The following is a 26,428-nucleotide window of genomic DNA, read 5'->3' on the forward strand; positions in this document are numbered from 1 at the left end:
ATCTCCATTGGGTATTGGATGCGACGTTTCATGAGGATGATTGTCAGATTTATCGAGAAAATGCGGCGGAAAATATCGCGATATTGAGGCGAATTGCCTTGAATATGCTGAAAACAGAAGGCAGCAAATTAAGTATAAGAAAGAAACGAATGCGAGCCTGGATGAAAACGCAATTTCTGGAACAAGTCGTACAAGCAGGATTTTCTAATCTGAATAATATTTAAGCATTCATGCGGTTGCCCTGCGCGCTAAAACCAAGGCTACCAACCTTGCGAATAGCATTAAAAACAAATCACCCTATTTAAGGGTAAATGCAAAAAACCAACCTCACCAGTTGGTTTTTTACATTTATATACTATGCAGTTAAGGCTATATGGTTAAGCAGCCTTATGACGTTTATTGGATTTTCTTTTTTCACTTCTCATTGCTTTGCTGTGAGCCTCGGCGAGCACCCGTTTTTTCTCACTATTGGCAAAACGATTTAAAACTTGTCTGATTAATGGCTGGTAGCCTAAGCCATTAAGGTCAGCTATCATTTTCAAATCTTCAATCAGAGACCGATTTAATCTGATTGAAATGGGCTGTAACTCCAGCGCTTCGTTAATCAGATCTTCTGTTACATCATCAGATACTTTAACGTGAGCTTCACTACAACCAAGCTCACCGTTCTCCCATGCTTCATCAATGGAAGCTATCAGGTTATTTGCTCGCTTATCAGTTTGTTTGCTCATTTCTCTGTTTCTAGACCATATTTTTTGTAGATTCTCAATTCATCTTCGTTAGGTGCATAAGCTATCCTTATAGCCCCCCCCTTTTTCAGAGTAATAGATAAAAGACTATCTTCAACTTAACACCATAATCAGTTTCAGTTATAAACCATTTAGTGGGGAGCAGTTCTGTTATCTTCCCTTGTATCCTCAAGAAAACGTTCAACCCGATTAGAAAAACACTGGAGTATATCCTCTTCATTAACCGACGGGTTTTTACATGCTAATTTCAATCTGATGTTTGATGATATCAAGAGCTTCATGTGCTTCGGCGTTTTTAACTCATGGTTAATCTGTATATACAGAATACTCCGCTAGACAGATCTAAACAACTCAAAATGACTCACAAAATATCAATGGACTTTGTATCACTAATAGATAAGATATATTATTTGAACGTGAGATTTGTATATACACATAATGATGAAGCTCATGCTAAGAATATTGATGCTATTCTGCAATTTCACAGCACAAATACAGTACACGAGAATCTAGCTGTGGTAATAAAATTACTAAAAGATGAGGTGTAACATGAGTTTTCTTGACGAATTGAAAGCATCCCTAGAAGAAGCAGTTGAAATTAAACAAGGTAATAAAGCCGCAGCGCGTGTAACCCGATACGAAGTTGCCGACGTTAAAGCTATCCGTGCTCAACTTAACATTTCACAGGCAGAGATGGAGGAGGCTTTAGCAAAAACCGCCGTAAACCCTTGCCCAGTGCGGGCGGAGATATCAGGCGAAAAGCCCAGAGGGCTTTAGGGCTGGCGACTCCGACGTCTCCTGACTGAATGGATATCTGCCGGTAAAACAGGCTAAAATGAATGCACTTTTTTTTCAATGAGCGCTGAATATGTTAAGAGCGACCAAAGTCCGCCTCTACCCCACACCCGAACAGGCAGAGTATCTTAACGGCCAGTTCGGGGCGGTCCGTTTTGCGTACAACAAGGCGCTGCACATCAAAAAGCATGCCTACAAACGTCACGGCGTGAATTTAAATCCACGCAAAGACCTCAAACCGTTACTGGCGGTCGCGAAGCAATCCCGCAAGTATGCCTGGCTCAGGGCATATGATTCTATCGCGTTACAGCAGGCGGTGATCAATCTGCATACTGCGTTTGATAATTTTTTCAATCCGAAGTTGCGCGCCCAATTTCCCACGTTCAAACGCAAACAGGGCAGACAATCCAGCTATCACTGTGTTGGAGTGAAAGTGCTGGAGGGCGCAGTGAAGATCCCGAAATTGTCACCGATAAAGGCCCGTATACACAGAAAAATTGACGGGAAAGTGAAGAGCATTACGCTCTCTCGCACCACCACGGGAAAATATTTCGCCGCTATCCTGTGTGACGATGGCGGGGAGGCACCGGAAAAGCCGGGCGTTATCACCCGCGTGACCGGGTGTGATATGGGTTTGTCCCACTATCTTATCGAGTCGACCGGGGAGAAGGTCAATAACCCGCGTCACCTTATCAACGCCGCCCGTAACCTGCGTCGTAAGCAGAAATCGTTCTCCCGCAAACAACAGGGCAGCGCTAACCGCGGCAAGGCCCGCTTACGTCTGGCGGCAGTCCACGAACGGGTAGCCCATGCCCGCGCTGATTTTCAACACAAACTCTCTCGAACAATGGTTGACAAAAACCAAGCGGTCATTGTTGAGACGCTGAAATCGGCTAACATGATGAAGAATCACCACCTTGCCCGCGCTATCGGGGATGCGGGCTGGCATGGCTTCATCAAGAAACTGGAATACAAAGCCGCAGCGGCGGGCGTTCATCTGGTCAAACTGGATCAGTGGTTCGCCAGCTCGAAAACCTGCCATTGCTGCGGTCACAAAATGCCGGAAATGCCGCTAAATAAGCGGATCTGGCAATGCCCTTTCTGCCGAGTCGAACATGACCGCGATATCAATGCGGCGATCAACATCCAGCGCAAGGGCATAACAGAATTACAGGCGGCGGGACTCGTCGTTTCTGCCCACGGAGGCCAGCGTAAATCCGTCATAAAGACGGTGGCGGCCTGAGAAGTGGGAAGCCTAGCCGTTTTTTACGGCGGGGAGCAGTCACGCACCAGCCTTGATACAATTAAAAGCTGGGAGCAGAAGCGTCGAAATCCGACAGGACTAGCGGCAAAGGTGTTAGCTATCATCCAAGAAAACCCTAATTTCTATAAGGCCCTGGAGACGCATTGATTAAAAGTCAACTGCTCTACCGACTGAACTAACAACCTGACTGTAGGAAAATTATTCTAATTGCGTCTTTTGAGATGGTGGGTCGTGCAGGATGACTCGGCCTACTGCCTCGCCCTTCGGGCCTGCGCTCACGCGCTGTTGTCTCGCTTCGCTCGGCTCGAACCTGCGACCCATTGATTAAAAGTCAACTGCTCTACCGACTGAGCTAACAACCTGACTGTAGGAAAACTATTCTGATTGCGTCTTTTGAGATGGTGGGTCGTGCAGGATGACTCGGCCTACGGCCTCGCCCTGCGGGCCAGCGCTCACGCGCTGTTGTCTCGCTTCGCTCGGCTCGAACCTGTGACCCATTGATTAAAAGTCAACTGTTCTACCGACTGAGCTAACAACCTGACTGTAGGAAAACTATTCTAATTGCGTCTTTTGAGATGGTGGGTCGTGCAGGATGACTCGGCCTACGGCCTCGCCCTGCGGGCCAGCGCTCACGCGCTGTTGTCTCGCTTCGCTCGGCTCGAACCTGTGACCCATTGATTAAAAGTCAACTGTTCTACCGACTGAGCTAACAACCTGACTGTAGGAAAACTATTCTAATTGCGTCTTTTGAGATGGTGGGTCGTGCAGGATGACTCGGCCTACGGCCTCGCCCTGCGGGCCAGCGCTCTCGCGCTGTTGTCTCGCTTCGCTCGGCTCGAACCTGTGACCAATTGATTAAAAGTCAACTGCTCTACCGACTGAACTAACAACCTGACTGTAGGAAAAATATTCTAATTACGTCTTTTGAGATGGTGGGTCGTGCAGGATGACTCGGCCTACGGCCTCGCCCTGCGGGCCAGCGCTCTCGCGCTGTTGTCTCGCTTCGCTCGGCTCGAACCTGTGACTAATTGATTAAAAGCCAACTGCTCTACCGACTGAACTAACAACCTGACTGTAGAAAAACCATTCTAATTGCATCTTTTGAGATGGTGGGTCGTGCAGGATTCGAACCTGCGACCAATTGATTAAAAGTCAACTGCTCTACCGACTGAGCTAACGACCCATCTGTAGGAAAACTACTCTAATTACGTCTTTTGGAATGGTGGGTCGTGCAGGATTCGAACCTGCGACCAATTGATTAAAAGTCAACTGCTCTACCGACTGAGCTAACGACCCATACCAAATAGATGTGATATCGCCTGAAATAATCTTAATGAAGTGGTGGGCGATACCAGATTCGAACTGATGACCCCCTCCTTGTAAGGGAGATGCTCTACCAACTGAGCTAATCGCCCACTTCAATAACTATTACTGCTTCTATACCACTGAATTTATGATTGGTGGGCGATACCAGATTCGAACTGATGACCCCCTCCTTGTAAGGGAGATGCTCTACCAACTGAGCTAATCGCCCAATCATAAAATCTTTTTTATCACAACGAGATGGTGGGCAATACCAGATTCGAACTGATGACCCCCTCCTTGTAAGGGAGATGCTCTACCAACTGAGCTAATCGCCCCGTCGTGATGGGGTCGCATTATAGGGATAGTTCAGAATGAGTCAACGCTTTTTCTAGAGAAAAATATCGTTCGTCTCAAAATTAAACAAGGGTGAGATAATTATCGTCACTATAGGGTACAGTTTAGACAAATACACTGACTTTTCTCAACAACTCCCCGTTAACAGCATTGAGGAATTAAGGTGCAGTGATAAAATAGCCCCCCTCTTTTATTACTTAAATCACCGATAACGTTCATTGAAAAGTGAAACGTAATTAAGGCAATCCCCAATGAGTAAAATCAAAACCCGTTTCGCACCAAGCCCAACCGGCTATCTCCATGTTGGCGGTGCTCGTACCGCACTGTATTCCTGGTTATATAGCCGCCATAACAAAGGCGAATTTGTATTGCGTATCGAAGATACTGACCTTGAACGCTCAACTCAGGAAGCTATCAATGCCATTATGGACGGTATGAACTGGTTAAATCTGAATTGGGATGAAGGCCCTTATTATCAGACGAAACGTTTTGATCGCTATAATCAGGCGATCGATCAAATGCTGGAGCAAGGAAGTGCTTATCGCTGCTATTGTTCTAAAGAGCATCTGGAAGAATTGCGCGAAACTCAAATGGCAAATGGCGAGAAACCACGTTATGACGGCCGTTGCCGTGATAATTCATGTCAACATAACCCAGATCAGCCCCATGTCGTCCGTTTCCGCAATCCACAGGAAGGTTCTGTTGTTTTTAATGATCGTATCCGCGGCCCCATTGAGTTCAGCAATCAGGAACTTGATGATCTGATTATCCGTCGTACCGATGGCTCACCAACGTATAATTTCTGTGTTGTTATCGATGACTGGGATATGGAAATCACTCATGTCATCCGCGGTGAAGACCATATTAATAATACACCTCGTCAAATTAATATTCTGAAAGCGCTCAGCGCTCCCGTGCCAGAATATGCGCACGTTTCGATGATCCTCGGTGATGATGGTAAAAAGCTGTCTAAACGTCACGGTGCAGTGAGCGTGATGCAATACCGCGATGATGGTTATCTGCCAGAAGCCTTGCTGAATTATCTGGTCCGTCTGGGTTGGTCGCATGGTGATCAAGAAATTTTCAGCATTGAAGAAATGACTAAACTGTTCAGTCTGGATGCTATCAATAAATCCGCCAGCGCATTCAATACAGAAAAATTGCAATGGTTGAACCATCACTATATTAATACCCTGCCTCCAGAGAAAGTTGCCGTTCATCTAGCATGGCACATGGAGCAACAAGGTATTGATACCCGTAATGGTCCACAGTTGGTTGATCTGATTAAATTACTGGGCGAACGCTGTAAGACTCTGAAAGAGATAGCCGAATCTTGCCGCTACTTCTATGAAGATTTTGCTGAATTTGATGCCGATGCAGCGAAGAAACATTTGCGCCCAGTCGCCCGTCAACCTCTTGAAGTTGTCCGTGCGAAGCTGGCTTCAATTACTGACTGGACGCCAGAAAATGTTCATCATGCCATTCAATCCACCGCTGATGAGCTGGAAGTCGGTATGGGTAAAATCGGTATGCCATTGCGGGTTGCGGCTACCGGTGCAGGTCAATCCCCAGGTGTGGATGTCACTATTCACGCTATCGGGCAAACTCGTACTTTATCCCGTATTAATCAAGCGCTGGAGTTCATTGCTCAACGCGAAACTCAATCTTAATTAATGCATCAAAGGCATCACTTACTACAGGTGATGCCTTTCTGTTTTCCAAAAATCCTATTTAATTGCTACCTCTTTATCACTTTCCCAAACACCTTCTATTTCATTTCAACCCATTGCTCATCCTCCTGTTTTGTTAATTGATCATAAAATTGATGGCTTTTTCAACGCTTGTTGTGAGAATGATAAGTTAGCCGTTGACAGTATTTGCAGGGTTTCATATTATGCGCCCCGTTCCATTAATTTTGATTGGGGCTATAGCTCAGCTGGGAGAGCGCTTGCATGGCATGCAAGAGGTCAGCGGTTCGATCCCGCTTAGCTCCACCAAATCCTTTATATTGAGATAAGGTGTTTGGTCCTAAAATTAGGAAATACCACGCTCGTGGGGCTATAGCTCAGCTGGGAGAGCGCTTGCATGGCATGCAAGAGGTCAGCGGTTCGATCCCGCTTAGCTCCACCAAAATTATAAGGCCCTGAAAGCCATGCTTTCAGGGCCTTTTGGTTATTCCCATTCATAACCACCATTATCGAATAAAAAACAAACGTCAACTTTGGCTAGCCTTTTTTCAATGGTTTCACCAACGAATCTAGTTCCTCCAGTTTTATTGCTAAAGTCATCTCCATCAGCGCCCCCAATTTACCTTGTGGAAATTCCCCCTTACGAGCGAACCACAATAAATACTCTTCCGGTAAGTCAATGAGCATACGCCCTTTGTATTTACCGAACGGCATTGCAGTATTAGCAATTTCTATCAGGTTTTCTTTTTCCATAATTTGCACGTCTATAAGGAGAAATAGGTGAAAGGGAATCTGCATCATCCATGATGCAATATTCCACGATAAAACATCATCTTTTACAGTACCAAACCTGCAATAGCCGCAGATAAGAAGCTGACAAGCGTTGAACCAAATAGTAGTTTCAAACCAAACCGAGAAACAACATTACCCTGTTTCTCATTCAAGCCTTTAATCGCACCTGCCACAATCCCAATAGAAGAGAAGTTAGCAAAAGAAACCAAGAATACCGACAAAATACCCTGTGAACGAGGAGAAAGTTCTGTCACAATGGATTGTAAGCTGTGCATTGCCACAAATTCGTTAGCAACCAATTTGGTTGCCATAACACTACCAACCCGTAATGCTTCATCTGTAGGAATTCCAATCACCCAAGCAAATGGATAAAACACGTAGCCGAGCATTTCCTGAAAACTCTTCTCAAACACCAGGCTGAACAAAGCATTAATAGCCGCAATCAGGGCAATGAAACCAATCAACATAGCAGCAACAATGAGGGCCACTTTAAAACCCGCCAAAATATATTCACCTAGCATTTCGAAAAAACTTTGGCCTTCGTGAAGATTACTCATCTGAATATCTTCTTCACTGTCAACAGCATACGGATTAATCAGCGATAGGATGATAAAGGTACTGAACATATTAAGCACTAATGCCGCTACAACATATTTAGGCGCTAAAATTTGCATGTAAGCCCCAACGATCGACATAGAAACCGTTGACATTGCAGTCGCAGCCATCGTGTACATGCGACGCTCAGACATTTTTCCCAGTACGTCTTTATAAGCAATAAAGTTTTCAGACTGCCCAAGTATCAGCGAACTGACCGCGTTAAATGATTCCAGTTTACCCATGCCGTTGACTTTAGACAGCAGAGTACCAATAACCCGGATGATAATTGGCAATAGTTTGATATGCTGCAAAATACCAATCAGCGCAGAAATAAAGATAATCGGACACAATACATTCAGAAAGAAGAATGCTAGTTTTGCATCCATCATGCCGCCAAAAATGAATTCAGTTCCTTCACCCGCATATTTCAGTAAATGCTCAAACAACCCGGCAAATCCCATGACAAATTCCTGACCAACACCAGAATTCAGGAAAAACCAAGCCAAAATAAGCTCAATAACAAGCAATTGAATAACATAACGAGGACGAATACTTTTACGGTCATTACTTGTCAAAATAGCAAGGCCGCCAATGACAATCAAAGCTAAGAAGAAATGCAGGATCTGAGACATATCACACTCCAAACACGATAGAAAGCGAGTTTTTATCAACGCATTCTATGCAATAAAAGGCGATCAAATAAGAATATACCCGTTATCTTTCAAGTCGCCTCTTTGTTGGCTGCACTCGCTCACCCCGGTCACATAGTTATCTATTGCTCCCGGGGATTCACTCCCTTGCCGTCGCGATGCATCTTAAAATCCATAGGGTATAGATATCACATTAGACTGAAATAATTCTTACTGTAAATCTTTACTTAATGTGTCTGATCACATTTTTAGCTGAATCGAATAAGATAAGCTTTAAAAATACCTTAACAACATATGACTGATTATTGAGAAAAACTCTCAATAATCAGTATATAAACAAAAAGTTATTCACCCAATAAACGGATCATTTCTTCTTCATCAATAACCGGAATATTCAACTCATTAGCTTTAGCTAATTTTGAACCGGCAGCTTCACCCGCAATCACCAAATCTGTTTTCTTAGAAACGCTGCCCGTCACTTTTGCCCCAAGTGCAACAAGTTTAGCTTTGGCTTCATCCCTGGATAACTGATGCAATGAACCTGTCAGCACAACTGTTTTACCCGAAAATGGGCTGTCAATTTTCTCAGCTTTCGTTACAACGACCGGTTCCCAGTCGATACCGATATTATCAATCAGATCGTCAATAACTGCTTGGTTATGGGGTTCATTGAAGAAGTTAACGACATGTTTTGCCACCACTTCGCCAACATCTTGAACCTCTTTCAATGCTTCCTCATCAGCGGAACGTAATTTATCCAGTTCGCCAAAGTGAGCAGCCAAATTAGCAGCGGTCGCTTCCCCAACTTCACGGATACCCAACGCATAAAGGAAACGGGCAAAGGTGGTTTCTTTCGCTTTTTCCAACGCATCTACCACATTCTGGGCAGATTTCGGCCCCATGCGATCAAGCCCAGTCAACTTGCCTGCCGTCAGCCTGAAAAGATCGGCCGGGGTTTCGACATACTCTTTATCCACCAGCTGATCGATAATCTTTTCTCCCATGCCGTCAACATCCATCGCCCGACGGGAAACAAAATGTCTAAGTGCCTCTTTACGCTGAGCGCCACACACCAATCCCCCCGTACAACGCGCTACAGCCTCCCCTTCAATCCTTTCAATATCTGCCCCACATACCGGGCAATGTTCAGGGAAAATAACTTCATTACTGTCCTGCGGCCTTCTCACTTCCAAAACACCGACAACTTGTGGAATTACATCACCAGCACGACGGATAATAACCGTATCGCCAATCCGCAAACCTAAACGTTCAATCTCATCCGCATTGTGCAATGTTGCATTACTGACAGTCACACCAGAGACCAATACTGGCTCCAGACGTGCTACCGGTGTGATCGCACCAGTACGACCAACCTGAAACTCAACATCACGAACAATTGTCATTTGCTCTTGAGCGGGAAACTTGAACGCCGTTGCCCAACGTGGCGCACGAGCGACAAAGCCTAATGTTTCCTGTAATTCCAGCGAATTAACTTTGACAACGACACCATCGATATCAAACCCCAATGCGGAACGCTGGTTTACGATATCATGATAAAAATCAATAACCTGTTGACTATCGGTACAAACTTTAACTTTATCGCTGACCGGCAATCCCCATTTCTTAAACTGTATCAATCGCTCGTAGTGACTAGCTGGTAATTCTCCCCCTTCCAATACGCCAACACCATAACAGAAGAAAGCCAATGGGCGTTTAGCCGTAATACGGGGATCGAGCTGACGCAACGAGCCAGCCGCCGCATTACGTGGGTTAGCAAATACTTTTGCCCCCGTGCGACGCGCCTCCTCATTCAGTTTCTCAAACCCTTTTTGCGGCATGAAAACTTCACCGCGAATCTCAATACGCGCTGGAATATTTTCGCCGAATAGACGCAGGGGAATTGCACAGATAGTCCGTATATTTGATGTAATATTTTCCCCGGTTGTACCATCACCGCGGGTTGCAGCCCGTACCAACTCACCATGTTCATACAACAGGCTGACCGCCAAACCATCCAGTTTCAGCTCACAGCACACAACCAAATCCTGAGTCTCTTTCAGACGGTCACGCACCCGCTTATCAAACGCCAGATAACTCTCTTCATCAAATACGTTATCCAGTGACAACATCGGAATTTCATGGCGGACTTGTTCAAAAGCCGTCAGAGGAGCCGCTCCAACCCGCTGTGTTGGTGAATCCGATGTAATCAACTCAGGATACTGTCCTTCAAGATCCTTCAATTCCTGCATTAACCGATCATATTCCGCATCAGGGATCTCTGGCGCATCCATGACGTGATACAGATATTCATGATGACGCAGTGTTGTTCTGAGCTTTTCTATTTGTTGAGCCGTTGATTTCATGATTTATAACCAGCGATAAAAAGCCCCCGGCTGGCGGAGGCTTGAACATTCGATAATTGATTATACCTGAACACCAAGTGTGCTGCGAATACGCGCTTTATACAATTCGATTTTTTGCGGTGTTAGCATTTTTCGCTCATCATCAAGCACCACGCCCCCAACATCAGAGGCAATACGCTGAGCTGCCTGTAACATCAGTTTAAAATTCTGATTAGATTCTCCGTAAGAAGGGACTACCATAAACATGGAAATCCCCGGAGTTGTAAAATCAGCCATTGTTTCAGGATTAAATGAACCCGGTTTCACCATATTTGCCAAACTAAACAGTACCGGGCCACTACCTGATGGGTTCACGTGACGGTGAAAAATCTGCATTTCCCCAAACTGGAAGCCAGATTGCAGAATACTTTGCAGCAAGGGTTCACCATTCAATGCTTGGCCGTGATGTGCTGCTACGTGAAGAACCAAAACGATTTCTTTCACCTTGGTCTGAGTTTCTTGTTCGCCAACCGCTTCTTGAAACTTTTCTTCAATCGCAGATCTGTTTTTTTTCAGGCTCACTCTGCTCTTCGAATTCAAACAGACCGAGTTGGGGTTCCTGCTCTTCTATGACTGCTTTTCTCGCTGTCGTCTCAGGCTGATGACCCGTCAGCAACGGATCATCGCTTTCTTCAAGCGTTGCAGCATCAATTTCAGTCAACTTTTGCTGACGGCGCTCGATAGCTGGCTCAGCTTTATACTCCTGATGAGATTTCACCTGTTTATGGGCATAAGGCTTTTGCTGATTGCCGAACGCTTCATCGTCACTGTCATCGACGAAACTGTTCTGACGATCATGTTTATGACGTTTGACTGGGCGATCACGAAAAAGCGAAGAACGCTCTTTACGGCTGGTCCACAACCCATGTAACAGCAAAGCTATTATTGCTATCGCACCAACAATGATTAATATCAGACGCAAATCCTGCATCATTGCTATCTCTGTTGTTTAATTAAGTATGCCACCACGGCGGAATATTTTCTGTATTAACTGTATTTGTCAAATAACACAAGTGCAAGCTTATACACACTTTTCTTATCAGAAAGATGCCTAATAAGCCCCTTTTGCGTTCTTTTTATACAGAACAATACTAGTCAGTCGAAAATCCTACCTATATGATAGCGTTTCAATCACACAGGAGAGAATAGGAAGTATGCTGAATTTGACAAAATTGCCCAAAAATTTGAGCGGCTTTCAGTATTTGATGCAAGGTTGCAAATTAATTACTCGACCAGGCATTAAAAGATTTGTCTTATTGCCTTTGTTGGCAAATATTTTGTTTCTCGGCGGTTCATTTTGGTGGCTCTATCAGAAACTGGAGAACTGGATCCCTTGGATAGTGAGCAAAGTACCGGATTGGATGCAATGGCTCAGTTATATTTTATGGCCGATGGCCGTGCTCTCTGTTTTGCTGATTTTTACTTACTTATTCAGCACAATAGCGAATTTTATCGCAGCGCCATTCAATGGTCTGCTAGCAGAAAAACTGGAAGCGGATTTAACAGGAATCCCCGCACCGGATACCGGCGTTATAGCACTCTTCAAAGATGTTCCACGTATCCTAAAACGGGAATTAACCAAGTTGTGCTACTATATTCCACGTGCTCTGGTCTTATTGTTACTCTATTTTATTCCTGTTATCGGGCAAACTGCCGCGCCTGTGCTCTGGTTTATTTTCAGTGCCTGGATGTTATCAATTCAGTATTGTGATTATCCCTTTGATAACCACAAAGTCAGCTTTCCAACAATGCGTAGCGCCCTTCGCCAAAACAAAATAATTAATCTGCAATTTGGCGCAACAGTGAGTATTTTAACCATGATACCCATTGTCAATTTGGTGATTATGCCTATTGCCGTATGCGCGGCGACGGCAATGTGGGTCGATCGCTATCGAGATCAACACGCCCCGCGTATTATGCCATGATATTCATTTAAGTTATTCTTTTAGACAATAAAAATATATTTAAGTTATATTTCCATTAACCGGTTGTTGGCGTATTGTTGACCGGATATCACTAAAGGGAGTTGAAAGACGAGTATGAGTAAAATTTACGAAGATAATTCTTTGACTATTGGTCGTACCCCGTTAATTCGCCTAAAACACTTTGGCAATGGGCGTATTCTGGCAAAAGTAGAATCCCGTAACCCAAGTTTTAGTGTAAAATGTCGCATTGGCTCCAACATGATTTGGGATGCTGAAAAACGCGGTATCCTAAAACCGGGACAAGAATTAATAGAACCCACCAGTGGTAATACTGGTATAGCGCTTGCGTATGTCGCCGCCGCTCGGGACTATAAATTAACGCTGACAATGCCAGAAACCATGAGTATTGAACGCCGCAAGCTCTTAAAAGCATTGGGTGCTCAGTTGATACTGACGGAAGGCGCTAAAGGTATGAAAGGCGCCATTGAGAAAGCTAACGAGATTAAAGCTAGCGATCCCGACCGCTACATTATCCTGCAACAGTTCAGTAATCCGGCTAACCCGGAAATCCATGAAAAAACTACAGGCCCGGAAATCTGGGAAGATACAGACGGTGAAGTGGATGCATTTGTTTCCGGTGTAGGGACCGGCGGTACACTAACAGGCGTTACCCGTTACCTGAAAAACACCAAAGGTAAAAATGTCACCGCGGTTGCCGTAGAACCCGAAGAATCACCCGTCATCAGCCAGACTCTGGCCGGTGAAGAAGTGAAACCTGGTCCCCATAAGATTCAAGGTATTGGCGCGGGTTTTATTCCAGATAACCTTGATTTGAAACTGGTTGATCGCGTTTTCAAAATCAGTAGCGAGGAAGCAATTAAAACCGCACGTGAAATCATGGTGAAAGAGGGCATTCTGGTAGGTATTTCCTCTGGTGCCGCCGTTGCAGCAGCGGTAAAACTTTCTCAGGAACCGGAATATAAAGACAAAAATATCGTTGTCATTCTGGCTTCATCAGGTGAACGCTATTTAAGCAGCCCACTGTTTACTGACTTGTCTGATGAATAAAAGTTTTTAAGTAAGTTACTTAGATTTATTGATAAAAAAGCACCTAAATGGTGCTTTTTCTGTGTGGTAGATCAAACTTTTTCACTTTGCCAGATGATTTCTTACAATGGGTCTAGTATTTAACCAATAATAATTATTTCGATGCTCGAAATTAATTAACAGGAGTAGTAGTTTCAGTTAAGTAGTTCCGCGATCTATCTTTACTTCAAACTATCAATCAGAAGCATCGGAAAGAACAATTTTTTTGATAATGAATAAAAATTTTTATTACATTATCAACCTGAGAGTCTATCTCAGTAGACGTCGTTAGTGCTGTTTATTCTTACCAGTAAAAGTAAATACAGACAGCACACATGGCCCGGAAGTTATGGGTCGTACTAAAGAGCGTTCAGAGGCTATTTAGCGCTTTTGCCAGAACATTACTCAGTTCGCTCTTTAGGTAAATAAAATCGTCTTACATGGGATAGGCAGTGAATAAACACTCAAGTTAAAATTTGTCCATTACAAATTCTTAACTTACATAGCAAAAATCTAAGTTATTGAGGAAACGTTATGTTCCAGCAAGAAGTCACTATTACTGCGCCAAATGGCCTACACACCCGTCCCGCGGCACAGTTTGTTAAAGAAGCCAAAAGTTTCTCCTCCGATATTACACTGACTTCCGGTGGTAAAACTGCCAGTGCCAAAAGCCTGTTTAAGCTACAAACTTTGGGACTTACTCAAGGCACTGTAGTGACTATTTCTGCTGAAGGCGAAGATGAGCAAAGAGCAATCGAGCATCTGGTTAAGTTGATGGCAGAACTGGAATAATTTTCCGTTGACCGCAAAGCCAGTCAAGATCCAGAGATTGTGAATATACCCTATGGATTTCAAGATGCATCGCGACGGCCAGGGAGTGAATCCCTGGGAGCATAGCAAACTATGTGACCGGGGTGAGCGAGCGCAGCCAACAAAGAGGCAACTTGAAAGATGACGGGCATAAACAGGTATTCACTTAGCCGTTCCTCATCCCCGGATAAACTTTTATCTGGGGATGTCAGTTTAAATGCATGTCCTAAAACAGCAAACCATCTGCGGGCTGGCTCTTTAAAGAATAATTATTAGTAGTTAGGTAACATCATGATTTCAGGCATATTAGTATCACCAGGCATCGCTTTCGGTAAAGCTCTATTACTGAAAGAAGACCCAATTATTGTCAATCAGAAAAAAATCAGTCAAGAGCAAGTCGAACAAGAAATTTTCCATTTCAAGCAAGGCCGTGAAAAAGCTTCATCCCAGCTAGAAATCATCAAGAATATAGCCGCAAAAAACCTCGGAGAAGAAAAAGCTGAAATCTTCGAAGGACATATCATGCTATTGGAAGATGAAGAACTTGAGCAAGAAATTATTTCGTTAATCAAAAACGATTTCAGAACTGCGGATGCCGCAGTCTATTCCGTTATTGAAACTCAGGCCCAAGCCCTTGAAGAATTGGATGATGAATACCTGAAAGAACGTGCCACAGACGTGCGTGATATCGGTAAGCGCTTGCTGAAAAACATTCTGGGTATGCCCATTGTTGATCTTGGCTCAATTTCAGAGGAAGTCATTCTGGTTGCCAACGACCTGACTCCATCGGAAACCGCACAACTTAATCTGGAAAAAGTACTCGGGTTTATTACCGATTTAGGTGGCCGAACTTCCCACACGTCAATCATGGCCCGCTCTCTTGAACTGCCAGCGATCGTCGGTACCACCCAAGCGACAACAACCATCCAGAATGGCGATTATCTAATCCTGGACGCGGTAAATAATCACATTTATATCAATCCATCTGATGCGGAAATTGAACAGCTAAAAAAGACCAAAAACGAATATCTGGCGGAAAAAACTGAACTTGCAAAGTTGAAAGATCTCCCGGCGATGACTCTTGATGGCCATCAGGTTGAAGTCTGTGCCAATATCGGTACCGTCCGTGATGTGATTGGCGCTGAGCGCAATGGCGCCGAAGGCGTCGGTTTATACCGTACAGAATTTCTGTTTATGGATCGTGATGCGCTGCCAACAGAAGAAGAACAATTCCAAGCTTATAAAGCTGTTGCCGAAGCAATGGGCAGTCAGGCGGTTATTATACGTACGATGGATATCGGTGGTGATAAAAATCTACCCTATATGAATCTACCGAAAGAAGAGAATCCATTCCTTGGTTGGCGTGCAATTCGTATTTGCCTTGATCGAAAAGAGATCTTACATTCTCAGTTACGTGCTATCTTACGTGCATCTGCTTTCGGTAAACTACGCATTATGTTTCCAATGATTATTTCTGTAGAAGAAGTACAGGCACTGAAAGCAGAACTTGAATTGCTGAAAGGTCAGCTTCGCGAAGAAGGTAAAAAATTCGATGAAGCGATCGAAGTGGGGGTGATGGTAGAAACACCAGCTTCCGCAGTTATTGCTCATCACCTGGCAAAAGAAGTTGACTTTTTCAGTATTGGGACAAACGATCTAACTCAGTATACTCTTGCTGTAGACCGCGGTAACGAGTTGATTTCTCATCTTTATAACCCGATGCTACCAGCAGTATTGAGCCTGATTAAGCAAACCATTGATGCTTCACACGCTGAAGGTAAATGGACGGGGATGTGTGGCGAGCTTGCAGGCGATGAACGTGCTACATTGTTGCTATTAGGCATGGGGCTGGATGAGTTTAGTATGAGTGCGATTTCTATTCCCCGCATCAAGAAAATCATTCGTAATACGCGTTACGAAGATGCAAAAGCGCTAGCTGAGCAAGCACTTTCTCAGTCTACCGCTCAGGGGTTGATAGAATTGGTTGATACCTTCATCAAAGAAAAAACACTTTGCTAACAATATCGGTTAAAACGCGGTCCAGTATAAACAATTAGGAGAAGATTCATGGGTCTGTTTGATAAACTGAAATCTCTAGTTTCAGATGATAAAAAAAACAGCGGCACTATTGAAATTATCGCACCTTTATCTGGTGAGATTGTCAATATTGAAGATGTTCCAGATGTTGTTTTCGCCGAGAAAATTGTGGGCGACGGTATCGCTATAAAACCCGCCGGCAATAAAATAGTCGCACCAGTTGATGGAACAATCGGTAAAATATTTGAAACCAACCATGCGTTTTCTATCGAATCGGACAGCGGTATTGAGCTATTTGTCCATTTTGGTATTGATACGGTTGAACTTAAAGGCGAAGGCTTTAAGCGTATTGCTGAAGAAGGTCAGCGTGTACAAAAAGGTGATTTAGTTTTGGAGTTCGATCTTAAACTCCTTGAAGAAAGAGCAAAATCGACCCTGACACCTGTTGTTATTTCCAACATGGATGAGATTAAAGAGTTATCCAAGTTGAGTGGTTCTGTCACTGTTGGTGAAACCCCCATTATGCGGATTAAAAAGTAGCGACACTAAACTGTCACAATACCATTTTCATCTTAAAAAAACGGCCGACAATCACGGCTGTTTTTTTTATCTCTTATCTTGGATTTACACCATTTTCCAGTGAAAATTAGCTAGTGTGAGCAGAGTTTGCCGCCTTTTTTACTCTACTCACGCTGAATGTATAACCGAATTAATTAAATACTCCGGTAGAAAGATATCTGTCGCCACGGTCGCAGATAATGGCAACAATGACAGAACCTGGATTTTGTGCTGCAACACTTAATGCTCCGGCAACAGCACCGCCGGAACTGACCCCACAGAAAATGCCTTCTTTCTGAGCTAATAAACGCATAGTATATTCAGCTTCCTGCTGAGTGATATCCAGCACTTGATCTACTAACTCCTTGCGGAAAATGCCAGGCAAATAAGCCGGCGACCAGCGGCGAATACCTGGAATATGGCTATCCGCCGCCGGCTGTAAGCCAATAATCTGTACACTATTAGACTGGCTTTTTAAATAGCGGCTAACACCAGTAATGGTTCCAGTCGTTCCCATACTGGAAACAAAATGTGTAATACGCCCTTGCGTCTGTCGCCAAATTTCCGGCCCTGTCGTCGTAAAATGCGCTAAAGGATTATCCGGGTTATTGAATTGATCAAGAACTTTGCCTTCGCCATTACGCTCCATTTGCTGAGCTAAATCACGTGCGCCTTCCATGCCCATTGCTCTACTCACCAAAATCAGTTCTGCACCATAAGCTCGCATAGAAGCCTGACGCTCAAGGCTCATATTATCAGGCATCAATAATTTAAGATGATAACCTTTTACTGCGGCAATCATTGCCAACGCAATACCCGTATTTCCGCTAGTGGCTTCAATCAACACGTCACCGGGAGAAATTTCACCGCGCAATTCAGCTTGCTGAATCATTGATAGCGCTGTTCTGTCTTTTATCGAGCCGGCCGGATTATTACCCTCAAGTTTTACCCATATTTCCACCCCTAGCTTATCGGTGATTCGTTGTAATTTTACCAACGGGGTGTTACCTATAAAATGTTCCAAGCTTGCCACAGCTATTACCCAAATTTTATTTAATAGAAAAGCGAAATAACCATATTCAGGAATATATCGCAAGACTTAAATAAAAAATGCCCATCCCTGGCGGTAAGGAGATGAGCAAAATGGTACCAACCAAATCTAAATAATTATCAGGCAGTTTGGGCTAAACTCAATGTTTGCAATTGTTTATCACCCGCATACAAACGCGCTTCAGTGCCACCAATAAAATATCGGCTTCCTCTTGTGGGTACTGAAGTCTCATCAAACCAAATAACAGCAACCGACTCATGATGCCAGCCGAGAGGCTGAACCGAAAGCTGCCAGAAATGCCCTCTAGGACTGACCTCAGTCACCTGTACCGGCAACGGACTGGAAAGTGTCGATTGCGAGTTCATCATGATATCCCACGGACGCAAGAATACATCGACATTCCCCTGATGGATTGGTGTCACATTGAGAGGCAAGTGCTGTCCGCCAATCAATAGCTGAGAACCTTTAATTTCACCATTAAAATGATTGACCTCCCCAAGAAATTCCATCACAAAACGGCTTGCCGGATAACGCCATACCTCTTGTGGCGTACCAACCTGTTCAATATTCCCTTGTCTCATGACAACAACCCGGTCAGCCACTTCCATCGCCTCTTCCTGATCGTGAGTGACAAAGACACTGGTAAATTTAAGTTCTTCATGGAGTTGGCGTAGCCAACGGCGTAATTCCATTCTTACCTGAGCATCCAGTGCGCCAAATGGCTCATCGAGTAATAGAATTTGTGGTTCAACAGCCAATGCTCTTGCCAACGCTACCCGCTGTTTCTGCCCGCCAGAAAGTTGCGATGGATAACGTTCAGCAAGATGCGTTAATTGCACCATCTCCAGCAACTCCATAACCTTACGGCGGATAGCCGCCATATTCGGACGCCTACGTCGTGGCAATACGGTCAATCCAAAAGCAACATTATCAAACACAGTCATATGCCGAAACAGTGCATAATGCTGAAATACAAATCCAACTTGCCGATCTTTAGCATGCATACGGCTAACATCTTGCCCGTGGAAGCTCAGTTTCCCCTCGGTTTGTTGTTCCAGACCAGCAATAATCCTCAACAAGGTTGTTTTACCGGAGCCTGACGGACCAAGCAGAGCAATCATTTCTCCAGAAAAAATATTCAGAGTGACATCGCTTAGAACCTGAGTCCGACCAAAATATTTACTGATATTGTTAATTTCAATACTCATATTCTGCTCCTACCTTAACCATGTTGACGGCTTAACCGCCACTGCAAAGCACTTTTAACAATCAAAGTGATAATTGCCATCAATGCCAACAATGCCGCCGCGGTAAATGCCCCTACGGTGTTGTAATCTTGATGCAGTAGTTCAACCTGCAACGGCAATGTGTAAGTCTCACCACGAATAGCGCCGGATACCACTGAAACAGCGCCAAATTCACCAATCGCCCGGGCATTGGTCAAAACCACACCGTATAACAACGCCCAACGAATATTAGGTAACGTCACCCGCCAAAACATTTTCCAGCCAGACGCCCCCAATAAAATTGCAGCTTCATCCTCCTGGCTCCCCTGACTAAGCATCATCGGCACCAGTTCTCGCACAACAAACGGACAAGTCACAAATATCGTCACCAAGACCATCCCCGGCCAGGAAAACATCAATTGGATATCATAGGGTTCCAGCAAGCTCCCTGCCCAACCATTCGAACCATAAAATAATAAGTAGAGCAGTCCAGCTACGACCGGCGAAACAGCAAACGGAATGTCGATCAATGTCAATAAACATTGACGCCCCGGAAATTGAAAACGCGTCACCAGCCAAGCGAGCATGACGCCAAAAATTAGGTTTACCGGAACGGTAATTAATGCGATTAGTATTGTTAACCAGATGGCATGCAACATGTCAGGATCTAAAAGATTCTCAGTGACTACCTCAACTCCTTTAGAAAAGGCGGTCATAAATATCCAGACAATGGGGATCACTAACAGTAAGATTGAAAACAATACGCCTGTTATGATCAACGCCCATTTACCCCAATTTATAGGTAGTCGTTGCGCTACATGAGATTCAGATAATTCAACCATTAATGCCCTCCAATCCGTTTACCAAAGCGGCTTTGCAGAGTATTAATGCTAAACAGTAAGATCAGAGATATTGCCAATATAACCGATGCGATGGCGCTGGCCGCTGGGTAATCAAACTCCTGTAAGCGGATGAAAATCATCAGCGATACTACTTCTGTTTGCCATGCAATGTTACCGGCAATAAAGATCACCGCGCCAAATTCCCCCAAACTGCGGGTAAAAGAGAGTGCGGTGCCCGCAATTAAAGCAGGAGACAATTCTGGCAATACAACCCGCCAGAAAGTTTTCCAACGATTAGCGCCTAATGTTTGAGCTGCTTCTTCATATTCTGGCCCTAGCTCTTCAAGTACCGGCTGAATAGTTCGCACTACAAATGGCAGGCTTGTAAACGCCATCGCCACCGCAATACCCAACCAAGTATTGACTACTTTCACATCAAAGTGCCCAAGCAAAGAGCCATACCAGCCACTAACAGAGAATAGCGTTGCCAATGTCAATCCCGCTACCGCAGTAGGTAACGCAAAAGGGAGATCCATCAAGCCATCTAATAAGCTACGGCCTGGGAAACGATAGCGAGTTAAAACCCATGCCATCAGCATACCAAACACCGCATTAAACAAGCTGGCAACCGCTGCTGCCAACAATGTCACTTTGTAAGCCGCCACAACTTGGGGATTAGCAATCACCTGCCAATACTGTTCCCAAGTCATACTGGAAAGCTGCACAACTAATGCGCTCAGAGGTAACAATAAGATCAAACAGGTATAGAACAGGCTACTGCCTAAGCTTAACCCGAAACCAGGCAATACTCGTTTACTGGATCTCGAAAACATTACTTATGCCCCTCGGCCAGCAATTGATCCAGTATGCCGCCAGTATTGAAATGGGTTTTCATCACTTGCGGCCAACCACCAAATTGATCCTCCAATCGAAACAGCTTGGTTGCTGGAAAACGGGCTTTCTGCTGAGCCATCACGTCTTTATCACTGACACGATAATTAAAGCTGGTAATGATCTGCTGTGCCTGTGGGCTATAAAGATAATTTAGATAAGCTTTGGCCGCTTTCTCTGTACCATTTTTCGCAATATGCTTATCAACCCAAGCCACTGGGAATTCTGCCAGAATACCTACCGGTGGAACGATCACTTCATATTTATCATCACCATACTGCTTGCGAATGTTGTTCACTTCAGATTCGAAACTGATCAGTACATCACCCAAACCACGTTCAATAAATGAAGTTGTCGCCCCACGACCGCCAGTATCAAACACGGCGACATTTTTCAGGAAACGCTTCATCCACTCACGAGTTTTTCCTTGGTCTCCACTATTTTCCTGCTGAATAGCTCCCCAGGCAGCCAAATAAGTATATCGGCCATTACCGGAGGTTTTAGGGTTTGGGAAGACTAATTTGACATCTTGACGCACCAAGTCATCCCAATTACGAATATTTTTGGGGTTGCCTTTACGTACAAGAAACGCCATCGTGGAATAGTAAGGTGAGCTGCTATTTGGCAAACGGTTTTGCCAATCAGCTGGGATCAGCTTGCCGCGATCATGCAAAATTTGCACATCTGTTACCTGATTGTAAGTCACCACATCAGCCCGTAATCCCTGGAGAATCGCCAATGCTTGTTTGGAGGAACCGGCGTGGGATTGTTTGATTATCAATTTGTCTTGTGGATACTGTTCATTCCACTGTTTTTCAAATTCAGGATTCAGTACAGAAAATAACTCACGTGCAACATCATAAGAGCTGTTTAACAGCTCTACAGCAAAGACATGACTGCTGCCTAATAAAGTTACTACTACCAGTCCGTTTAGTATTATATTTTTTACTGAATACTTTTTCATTTCTCACCTTATCCGTTATTTCATCAAATAACGCGCCAGTAACTAATGTATCCAGTTTATTTATAACAGGGTAGATAACTATCACCGTTTAATATACTAAATTGCAATTAGAAAGCATGAAACGCAATAAGCTGGAGAAATAGTAAGGCTTTTAAATGGAAAATGCGGGCCTGTTACGGCACCGCAAGAGGAACCTAAACCGACTCAGTTGGTGCTTTAATTAGGAACGCTTATCGCTTCCAAATGATACGTTCCACTTTCCAATTTTTCAGCACATCATCAGAAGGAATCAAACCTTCAGGACCACTCCAATGGCCTGTAAACAGATAACTAACATGTCTGCTCTGTGGGGATGCACAGACAATAGCGCTCTTCTCTGATTCACCTACCGTGTTTTGGCAAGCACCAAATGCCCTGCTATAAAGTGCCGAAAATGGCATACCAACCTTTGTTCCCCAGACGGTTTCAATATTTTCATCCAACACTTCAATACGACTGATTTTTCCATCGGCCTGACCAAATAGCGCTATCTTCAATTGATCACCGTCCATTGCTTGAAAGAGTGTCACCAATTGACCATTTTTTGTTTCCATGCCGCTGCGTAAGTGGTACTTTCTATCCAACCCCTTCTCTATTGCTTCTTTATTCATTGCTGTCAGACTATTTATTTCTCCTACACCCTGATCTGAGATTTTTAAGGGGCTACCAAACCAGCTAAAAGGAGACAAATTCGACCATGAAAAACCCGATGAACCCGTACAACCGGCCAGTAACAATGCACCACTTATGGTGATAAAACGCAATCCTGTCAACATGTTAGTTAAAGTATACTTCTGCATAACTGGTTCCCTTATAGCTCAATACAGCGATAGGCACTGAGACATCACATCTGATTGTTAGTTTCAGAGAATATTTAAATTAATTACTTTAGATTAATATTTTATTGATAAAATACAACTTAGCGGTATTATTACCTCCCCCTAAAAATCATCACTATTAGTAAGGTCAATATGATGAAAAAAATATTTATAACCACCGCCTTGATTACTTTGTTCAGTATGCCGTCAATAGCTCAAACCTCACAGACGCAATTTGGTGGTTTTTCCGGTCCCGATTCAACACAACCCCCCGTCCAAGCAGCACCACAAGGTGGTTTTGTCGATCACAATGCAAGAGTTTCCACTACCCAACAAGTTAAAAATATGAGAGATGACAGTTGGGTCGTACTGGAAGGGCATATTGAATCCCGTATCCACAGTGATCACTTCATATTCCGCGATAATGCAGGAATTGTTGAAGTGGAAGTTGATCATAAATACTGGAATGGCCAAACGATAACGCCTCAAGATAGAGTCCGTCTTGAAGGTGAAGTCGATAAAGATTGGAATGGTATGACTGTTGATGTGAAAAAAGTCACTAAATTGAACTAATGGCTTGTGGCTGAGTAGGATTCTTTCACTCAGCCATATTCTAAACTCAATATTCCTGATCACCAATCAAACGCTTACTGAAAATAACGCTCTCTTGATAACGATCTTCATATTCCAGTTTTTCACACATATAGATAGTGGCATCATTATCTTCAGGAACAATAAGAACTATTTTTGGACAACCACGGGCAATCAATTTCTTTTCTAATCGGGCAATTAATGCATTCGCAATTCCCCTACCGCGAAATTCAGGATGAACTCCCAAATAATAAGCAGAGCCACGATGACCATCATAACCACCCATAATCGTCCCAACCACTTCACCAGCCACTTCCGCGACTAAAAACAGGTCAGGATCATGAGTCAATTTACGCTCAATATCCACTTCAGGATCAACACCAGGATTAAGTAAATCGCAGCGTTCCCATAAGGTGATCACTTCTTCAAAATCATCTTGTCGAAATACCCGAATTTCCATCCCTAACCAACCTGTTTTTATCGAAATAACTATTTTCTCATTATCTCCGCTTTAACACCGGAATCAATACGAAAATGCGTTCTCTTCCACTATTCTTTTCCACTAACAGCTATAATATAACGTTCACCATATCATAATAGGGAAAGAATCATGAATACACCAAACATTAATCAGATTAAATCTTTTTTCCTTTCATTACAGGATGAAATTTGCCGACAACTAGAACAGGCAGACGGCAAAGCAAAATTTACTGAGCAATGCTGGCAACGAGAAAAAGGCGGCGGAGGCCGTAGTCGAATTATGAAAGAAGGCGCGATATTCGAACAAGCAGGCGCTAATTTTTCTCATGTATCAGGAGACATACTTCCCTCATCAGCAACAGCTCTCCGTCCTGAACTGGCCGGTCGACATTATCAAGCAATGGGCGTCTCTCTGGTTATTCATCCTTTGAATCCCTATATACCAACCAGTCATGCCAATGTTCGGTTCTTTATTGCAGAAAAAGAAGGTGAAGCGCCAGTATGGTGGTTTGGTGGCGGTTTTGATTTAACACCTTATTATGGTTTTAAGGAAGATGCTATTCACTGGCACATCACCGCCAAAAATATATGTCAACCTTATGGAGAAGATGTTTATCCAAAATATAAAAAATGGTGTGATAATTATTTTTATATTAAACATCGTGATGAAGCCCGTGGAATTGGTGGCTTATTTTATGACGACTTAAATACACCTGACTTTGAACATTGTTTCAATTTCACTCAAGATGTAGGTAAAGGTTTTCTTTCTGCCTATTTACCTATTGTAGAAAAAAGGAAAAACATATTATGGGGTGAACGTGAACGACAATTTCAATTATATCGCCGTAGTCGCTATGTAGAATTTAACCTCGTTTGGGACAGAGGAACCTTATTTGGATTACAAAGTGGAGGACGAACAGAATCTATCTTAATGTCCATGCCACCATTAGTACGCTGGGAATATGATTATCACCCTGAACCAGGATCTGCGGAAGCCGCTTTATATATCGACTTTCTACCAGCAAAAAACTGGATATGATTTTTTATCATGTTAGGAATATTATAAAAAACTATTCCTAACTATTTATATTTTTATTACAGCCAATGCAATAATCCCTCACACAAAAAAACTTAACAATTTATTAACAACCCCTTAACACAAAAGAAGCAGGTTGGACCTGATGACTATCTACTGGAAACGTGTTTAATATGAACCCGTACCTAAAGAGTACCTCTAATTAATAACTAAAAATTTATTCCAGGAGATATTTTATGCAAATACAAAACAATAACTACAGAGGCGTAATACCGCCGTACATTCTTCAAAATATCTATAATAATGACAATGAAAAGAAGAAAGTATTAATGACATTAAATCACACTCAGAGTTTAATGTTGGATAATGTTATTAAAGAATCTTCCGATGATTCCGGCGATGACGATAAAGTTACTAATACAACTATACATCGTTCTATTCACGATGCAGAAAATAAACGCAAGTTGCCGGGGAAATTAGTACGAGATGAAGGAGATCCAGATAACGGAGATAAATCAGTTGATAACGCATATAGATATTTAGAAGCAACTTACAATTTCTATAAAGAAGTTTTTAATCGCAACTCATTAGATGATAAAGGAATGAAATTGATTGCCACCGTGCATTATGGAGAAGAATATATGAATGCATTCTGGGGCAACGGACAAATGGTATTTGGCGACGGAGATGGTAAAACCTTTAATGATTTCACAACCTCTGTCGATGTAATTGGCCATGAATTATCACATGGTGTTATTGAAAAAACCGCAGATTTGGTCTATTTCTTCCAGTCTGGCGCGTTGAATGAATCAATAGCGGATGTTTTTGGCTCATTAGTAAAACAACATTACCTGAAACAAAAAGCTGATGAAGCAGATTGGGTTATGGGAAGTGAATTGCTGGGCAAAGATATTAAAGGTGTAGGGATTCGTTCACTGAAAAAACCTGGCAGCGCATATGATGATGAAACTCTCGGTAAAGATCCACAGCCTGGTCATATGGATGATTATAAAGACTTGCCGATTTACAGAGACAATGGTGGTGTTCATATTAATTCGGGTATTCCTAATAAAGCCTTCTATAATCTGGCGATAAAATTAGGTGGATATGCCTGGGAAAAAGCAGGAAAAATATGGTACAACACTTTGTTGGATAAAGAGCTTGCCCGGGATGCTAATTTCGTAGCCTTCGCCAAGTTAACAATTAAACATGCTCGTGAGTTATTTGATGAGGATGTTGAAAAAGCAGCAATTGATAGCTGGACAGAAGTGGGCGTTAAAGTGAAGGAAGATAAAGATAAAGACGATAAGGGCGGTGACAAAGGCGATAAAGGCGGCGACAAGGGCGATAAAGGCGGCGACAAGGGCGATAAAGGCGGTGACAAGGGCGATAAAGACGGCGATAAAGACAAAACTAAAGATAAAACTGAAGAGTAATCTATAAACATATCGCTGGCTTAACGCCAGCGATATTTTATT

23 protein-coding genes, 7 tRNA genes, 5 other RNA genes and 2 pseudogenes are annotated in these 26,428 nt (G+C 43.4%); 15 read left to right on the forward strand and 22 right to left on the reverse strand.

All coding sequences use genetic code 11. The annotated features are described in order from the left end of the window. A partial coding sequence (locus C6H66_RS13875; RefSeq protein ID WP_146111051.1) for a transposase occupies positions 1-224 on the forward strand: 224 nt, incomplete at its 5' end. A 153-nt stretch (positions 225-377) separates the two neighbouring features. On the opposite strand, the gene C6H66_RS13880 is transcribed toward C6H66_RS13875, so the two are convergent. Next, positions 378-731: a hypothetical protein gene (locus C6H66_RS13880; protein ID WP_036812805.1), complete on the reverse strand. Its 354-nt coding sequence runs from the start codon at positions 729-731 to the stop codon at positions 378-380. 567 nt (positions 732-1,298) lie between these two features. On the opposite strand from C6H66_RS13880, the gene nadS (C6H66_RS13895) reads away from it, so the two are divergent. The 3 genes and pseudogenes from nadS (C6H66_RS13895) to nadS (C6H66_RS26815) all read left to right on the forward strand — a co-directional run. After that, positions 1,299-1,526, forward strand: coding sequence for a NadS family protein (gene nadS, locus C6H66_RS13895; RefSeq protein ID WP_105395881.1), 228 nt, complete (start codon positions 1,299-1,301; stop codon positions 1,524-1,526). A 91-nt stretch (positions 1,527-1,617) separates the two neighbouring features. Further along, positions 1,618-2,787: an RNA-guided endonuclease InsQ/TnpB family protein gene (locus C6H66_RS13900; protein WP_105395882.1), complete on the forward strand. Its 1,170-nt coding sequence runs from the start codon at positions 1,618-1,620 to the stop codon at positions 2,785-2,787. A 45-nt stretch (positions 2,788-2,832) separates the two neighbouring features. Then, positions 2,833-2,955: pseudogene (nadS, locus tag C6H66_RS26815) on the forward strand (NadS family protein); the annotation flags it as partial. A 75-nt stretch (positions 2,956-3,030) separates the two neighbouring features. Here nadS (C6H66_RS26815) and C6H66_RS25980 read toward each other — a convergent pair. The 10 genes from C6H66_RS25980 to C6H66_RS13955 form a co-directional block, all read right to left on the reverse strand. Beyond that, positions 3,031-3,163, reverse strand: a non-coding RNA gene (locus tag C6H66_RS25980) — RtT sRNA. Positions 3,164-3,207: 44 nt separating this feature from the next. Next, positions 3,208-3,340, reverse strand: a non-coding RNA gene (locus C6H66_RS13915) — RtT sRNA. A 44-nt stretch (positions 3,341-3,384) separates the two neighbouring features. Beyond that, positions 3,385-3,517, reverse strand: a non-coding RNA gene (locus C6H66_RS13920) — RtT sRNA. 44 nt (positions 3,518-3,561) lie between these two features. After that, a non-coding RNA gene (locus tag C6H66_RS13925) (RtT sRNA) lies at positions 3,562-3,694 on the reverse strand. Positions 3,695-3,738: 44 nt separating this feature from the next. After that, positions 3,739-3,871, reverse strand: a non-coding RNA gene (locus C6H66_RS13930) — RtT sRNA. A gap of 44 nt (positions 3,872-3,915) precedes the next feature. Beyond that, positions 3,916-3,991, reverse strand: a tRNA-Lys gene (locus C6H66_RS13935). Between the two features lie 37 nt (positions 3,992-4,028). Then, positions 4,029-4,104 (reverse strand) — tRNA-Lys (locus tag C6H66_RS13940). 43 nt (positions 4,105-4,147) lie between these two features. Further along, a tRNA-Val gene (locus C6H66_RS13945) sits at positions 4,148-4,223 on the reverse strand. 43 nt (positions 4,224-4,266) lie between these two features. After that, a tRNA-Val gene (locus C6H66_RS13950) sits at positions 4,267-4,342 on the reverse strand. A gap of 30 nt (positions 4,343-4,372) precedes the next feature. Further along, a tRNA-Val gene (locus C6H66_RS13955) sits at positions 4,373-4,448 on the reverse strand. 270 nt (positions 4,449-4,718) lie between these two features. Here C6H66_RS13955 and gltX point away from each other — a divergent pair. The 3 genes from gltX to C6H66_RS13970 all read left to right on the forward strand — a co-directional run bounded on the left by gltX (position 4,719) and on the right by C6H66_RS13970 (position 6,597). After that, positions 4,719-6,137, forward strand: a complete 1,419-nt coding sequence (gene gltX, locus C6H66_RS13960; protein WP_105395883.1) for a glutamate--tRNA ligase — start codon at positions 4,719-4,721, stop codon at positions 6,135-6,137. A gap of 251 nt (positions 6,138-6,388) precedes the next feature. Next, positions 6,389-6,464: transfer RNA gene (locus C6H66_RS13965), tRNA-Ala, on the forward strand. Positions 6,465-6,521: 57 nt separating this feature from the next. Next, positions 6,522-6,597 (forward strand) — tRNA-Ala (locus tag C6H66_RS13970). A 95-nt stretch (positions 6,598-6,692) separates the two neighbouring features. Here C6H66_RS13970 and C6H66_RS13975 read toward each other — a convergent pair. The 4 genes and pseudogenes from C6H66_RS13975 to zipA form a co-directional block, all read right to left on the reverse strand. Beyond that, entirely contained in the window at positions 6,693-6,908 is a 216-nt protein-coding gene (locus C6H66_RS13975; RefSeq protein ID WP_105395896.1) for a DUF3820 family protein, read from the reverse strand. An 83-nt stretch (positions 6,909-6,991) separates the two neighbouring features. Then, complete coding sequence (locus tag C6H66_RS13980) at positions 6,992-8,176, reverse strand: NupC/NupG family nucleoside CNT transporter (RefSeq protein WP_105395884.1); 1,185 nt, start codon at positions 8,174-8,176, stop codon at positions 6,992-6,994. A gap of 362 nt (positions 8,177-8,538) precedes the next feature. Continuing rightward, complete coding sequence (ligA, locus tag C6H66_RS13985) at positions 8,539-10,557, reverse strand: NAD-dependent DNA ligase LigA (RefSeq protein ID WP_105395885.1); 2,019 nt, start codon at positions 10,555-10,557, stop codon at positions 8,539-8,541. Positions 10,558-10,617: 60 nt separating this feature from the next. After that, positions 10,618-11,530: pseudogene (gene zipA / locus C6H66_RS13990) on the reverse strand (cell division protein ZipA). A gap of 250 nt (positions 11,531-11,780) precedes the next feature. Here zipA and cysZ point away from each other — a divergent pair. From cysZ to crr, 5 genes are all read left to right on the forward strand, one after another. After that, entirely contained in the window at positions 11,781-12,521 is a 741-nt protein-coding gene (gene cysZ / locus C6H66_RS13995; RefSeq protein WP_181150207.1) for a sulfate transporter CysZ, read from the forward strand. 114 nt (positions 12,522-12,635) lie between these two features. Further along, a complete protein-coding gene (cysK, locus tag C6H66_RS14000) occupies positions 12,636-13,589 on the forward strand; it encodes a cysteine synthase A (RefSeq protein ID WP_046397729.1) in 954 nt (317 codons plus the stop codon). A gap of 552 nt (positions 13,590-14,141) precedes the next feature. Continuing rightward, positions 14,142-14,399, forward strand: a complete 258-nt coding sequence (gene ptsH, locus C6H66_RS14005) for a phosphocarrier protein Hpr (protein ID WP_036782535.1) — start codon at positions 14,142-14,144, stop codon at positions 14,397-14,399. Positions 14,400-14,708: 309 nt separating this feature from the next. After that, positions 14,709-16,436: a phosphoenolpyruvate-protein phosphotransferase PtsI gene (ptsI, locus tag C6H66_RS14010; RefSeq protein WP_036782538.1), complete on the forward strand. Its 1,728-nt coding sequence runs from the start codon at positions 14,709-14,711 to the stop codon at positions 16,434-16,436. Between the two features lie 48 nt (positions 16,437-16,484). Then, positions 16,485-16,994 (forward strand): PTS glucose transporter subunit IIA, encoded by a 510-nt coding sequence (gene crr / locus C6H66_RS14015; protein ID WP_015833547.1) that lies wholly within the window; start codon positions 16,485-16,487, stop codon positions 16,992-16,994. Positions 16,995-17,163: 169 nt separating this feature from the next. Here crr and cysM read toward each other — a convergent pair whose 3' ends face one another. The 6 genes from cysM to C6H66_RS14045 all read right to left on the reverse strand — a co-directional run bounded on the left by cysM (position 17,164) and on the right by C6H66_RS14045 (position 22,825). Continuing rightward, the gene (cysM, locus tag C6H66_RS14020; RefSeq protein ID WP_105395887.1) at positions 17,164-18,045 is read right to left on the reverse strand and encodes a cysteine synthase CysM; all 882 of its coding nucleotides are present in this window, start codon (positions 18,043-18,045) and stop codon (positions 17,164-17,166) included. A gap of 137 nt (positions 18,046-18,182) precedes the next feature. After that, entirely contained in the window at positions 18,183-19,271 is a 1,089-nt protein-coding gene (gene cysA / locus C6H66_RS14025; RefSeq protein WP_046396262.1) for a sulfate/thiosulfate ABC transporter ATP-binding protein CysA, read from the reverse strand. A 14-nt stretch (positions 19,272-19,285) separates the two neighbouring features. Next, complete coding sequence (gene cysW / locus C6H66_RS14030; RefSeq protein WP_105395888.1) at positions 19,286-20,131, reverse strand: sulfate/thiosulfate ABC transporter permease CysW; 846 nt, start codon at positions 20,129-20,131, stop codon at positions 19,286-19,288. Beyond that, the gene (gene cysT, locus C6H66_RS14035; protein WP_040151766.1) at positions 20,131-20,964 is read right to left on the reverse strand and encodes a sulfate/thiosulfate ABC transporter permease CysT; all 834 of its coding nucleotides are present in this window, start codon (positions 20,962-20,964) and stop codon (positions 20,131-20,133) included. The genes cysW and cysT overlap by 1 nt, the downstream gene beginning before the upstream one ends. Further along, positions 20,964-21,986, reverse strand: coding sequence for a sulfate ABC transporter substrate-binding protein (locus tag C6H66_RS14040; protein WP_040151765.1), 1,023 nt, complete (start codon positions 21,984-21,986; stop codon positions 20,964-20,966). The genes cysT and C6H66_RS14040 overlap by 1 nt, the downstream gene beginning before the upstream one ends. Positions 21,987-22,216: 230 nt before the next feature. Continuing rightward, positions 22,217-22,825, reverse strand: coding sequence for an RpoE-regulated lipoprotein (locus C6H66_RS14045; RefSeq protein WP_040151763.1), 609 nt, complete (start codon positions 22,823-22,825; stop codon positions 22,217-22,219). A 174-nt stretch (positions 22,826-22,999) separates the two neighbouring features. On the opposite strand from C6H66_RS14045, the gene C6H66_RS14050 reads away from it, so the two are divergent. Then, on the forward strand, positions 23,000-23,416 hold the full coding sequence (locus C6H66_RS14050; RefSeq protein WP_181150206.1) for a YgiW/YdeI family stress tolerance OB fold protein: 417 nt from the start codon (positions 23,000-23,002) through the stop codon (positions 23,414-23,416). Between the two features lie 46 nt (positions 23,417-23,462). Here the strand turns inward: C6H66_RS14050 and C6H66_RS14055 are convergent, their stop codons facing one another. Beyond that, positions 23,463-23,894, reverse strand: coding sequence for a GNAT family acetyltransferase (locus tag C6H66_RS14055; RefSeq protein WP_036781605.1), 432 nt, complete (start codon positions 23,892-23,894; stop codon positions 23,463-23,465). 150 nt (positions 23,895-24,044) lie between these two features. Between C6H66_RS14055 and hemF the strand changes: the two genes are divergently transcribed. Both hemF and prtS read left to right on the forward strand, forming a co-directional pair. Beyond that, a complete protein-coding gene (gene hemF, locus C6H66_RS14060; RefSeq protein ID WP_046396260.1) occupies positions 24,045-24,953 on the forward strand; it encodes an oxygen-dependent coproporphyrinogen oxidase in 909 nt (302 codons plus the stop codon). A gap of 233 nt (positions 24,954-25,186) precedes the next feature. After that, entirely contained in the window at positions 25,187-26,386 is a 1,200-nt protein-coding gene (gene prtS, locus C6H66_RS14065; protein WP_248000678.1) for a metalloprotease PrtS, read from the forward strand. Positions 26,387-26,428: the final 42 nt, after the last annotated feature.

This window comes from Photorhabdus hindustanensis (assembly GCF_002968995.1).
Lineage (GTDB): Bacteria > Pseudomonadota > Gammaproteobacteria > Enterobacterales > Enterobacteriaceae > Photorhabdus > Photorhabdus akhurstii.

What these genes read in the sequence shown, in the direction of transcription:
- cysK (WP_046397729.1), top strand. Translation starts at nt 12,636, where the DNA reads ATGAGTAAAATTTACGAAGATAATTCTTTGACTATTGGTCGTACCCCG.
- cysT (WP_040151766.1), bottom strand. Translation starts at nt 20,964, where the DNA reads ATGTTTTCGAGATCCAGTAAACGAGTATTGCCTGGTTTCGGGTTAAGC.
- C6H66_RS14045 (WP_040151763.1), bottom strand. Translation starts at nt 22,825, where the DNA reads ATGCAGAAGTATACTTTAACTAACATGTTGACAGGATTGCGTTTTATC.
- C6H66_RS13880 (WP_036812805.1), bottom strand. Translation starts at nt 731, where the DNA reads ATGAGCAAACAAACTGATAAGCGAGCAAATAACCTGATAGCTTCCATT.
- nadS (WP_105395881.1), top strand. Translation starts at nt 1,299, where the DNA reads ATGAGTTTTCTTGACGAATTGAAAGCATCCCTAGAAGAAGCAGTTGAA.
- C6H66_RS14040 (WP_040151765.1), bottom strand. Translation starts at nt 21,986, where the DNA reads ATGAAAAAGTATTCAGTAAAAAATATAATACTAAACGGACTGGTAGTA.
- cysW (WP_105395888.1), bottom strand. Translation starts at nt 20,131, where the DNA reads ATGGTTGAATTATCTGAATCTCATGTAGCGCAACGACTACCTATAAAT.
- C6H66_RS14050 (WP_181150206.1), top strand. Translation starts at nt 23,000, where the DNA reads ATGAAAAAAATATTTATAACCACCGCCTTGATTACTTTGTTCAGTATG.
- cysA (WP_046396262.1), bottom strand. Translation starts at nt 19,271, where the DNA reads ATGAGTATTGAAATTAACAATATCAGTAAATATTTTGGTCGGACTCAG.
- ligA (WP_105395885.1), bottom strand. Translation starts at nt 10,557, where the DNA reads ATGAAATCAACGGCTCAACAAATAGAAAAGCTCAGAACAACACTGCGT.
- crr (WP_015833547.1), top strand. Translation starts at nt 16,485, where the DNA reads ATGGGTCTGTTTGATAAACTGAAATCTCTAGTTTCAGATGATAAAAAA.
- C6H66_RS14055 (WP_036781605.1), bottom strand. Translation starts at nt 23,894, where the DNA reads ATGGAAATTCGGGTATTTCGACAAGATGATTTTGAAGAAGTGATCACC.
- C6H66_RS13975 (WP_105395896.1), bottom strand. Translation starts at nt 6,908, where the DNA reads ATGGAAAAAGAAAACCTGATAGAAATTGCTAATACTGCAATGCCGTTC.
- hemF (WP_046396260.1), top strand. Translation starts at nt 24,045, where the DNA reads ATGAATACACCAAACATTAATCAGATTAAATCTTTTTTCCTTTCATTA.
- ptsI (WP_036782538.1), top strand. Translation starts at nt 14,709, where the DNA reads ATGATTTCAGGCATATTAGTATCACCAGGCATCGCTTTCGGTAAAGCT.
- gltX (WP_105395883.1), top strand. Translation starts at nt 4,719, where the DNA reads ATGAGTAAAATCAAAACCCGTTTCGCACCAAGCCCAACCGGCTATCTC.
- C6H66_RS13900 (WP_105395882.1), top strand. Translation starts at nt 1,618, where the DNA reads ATGTTAAGAGCGACCAAAGTCCGCCTCTACCCCACACCCGAACAGGCA.
- prtS (WP_248000678.1), top strand. Translation starts at nt 25,187, where the DNA reads ATGCAAATACAAAACAATAACTACAGAGGCGTAATACCGCCGTACATT.
- C6H66_RS13980 (WP_105395884.1), bottom strand. Translation starts at nt 8,176, where the DNA reads ATGTCTCAGATCCTGCATTTCTTCTTAGCTTTGATTGTCATTGGCGGC.
- ptsH (WP_036782535.1), top strand. Translation starts at nt 14,142, where the DNA reads ATGTTCCAGCAAGAAGTCACTATTACTGCGCCAAATGGCCTACACACC.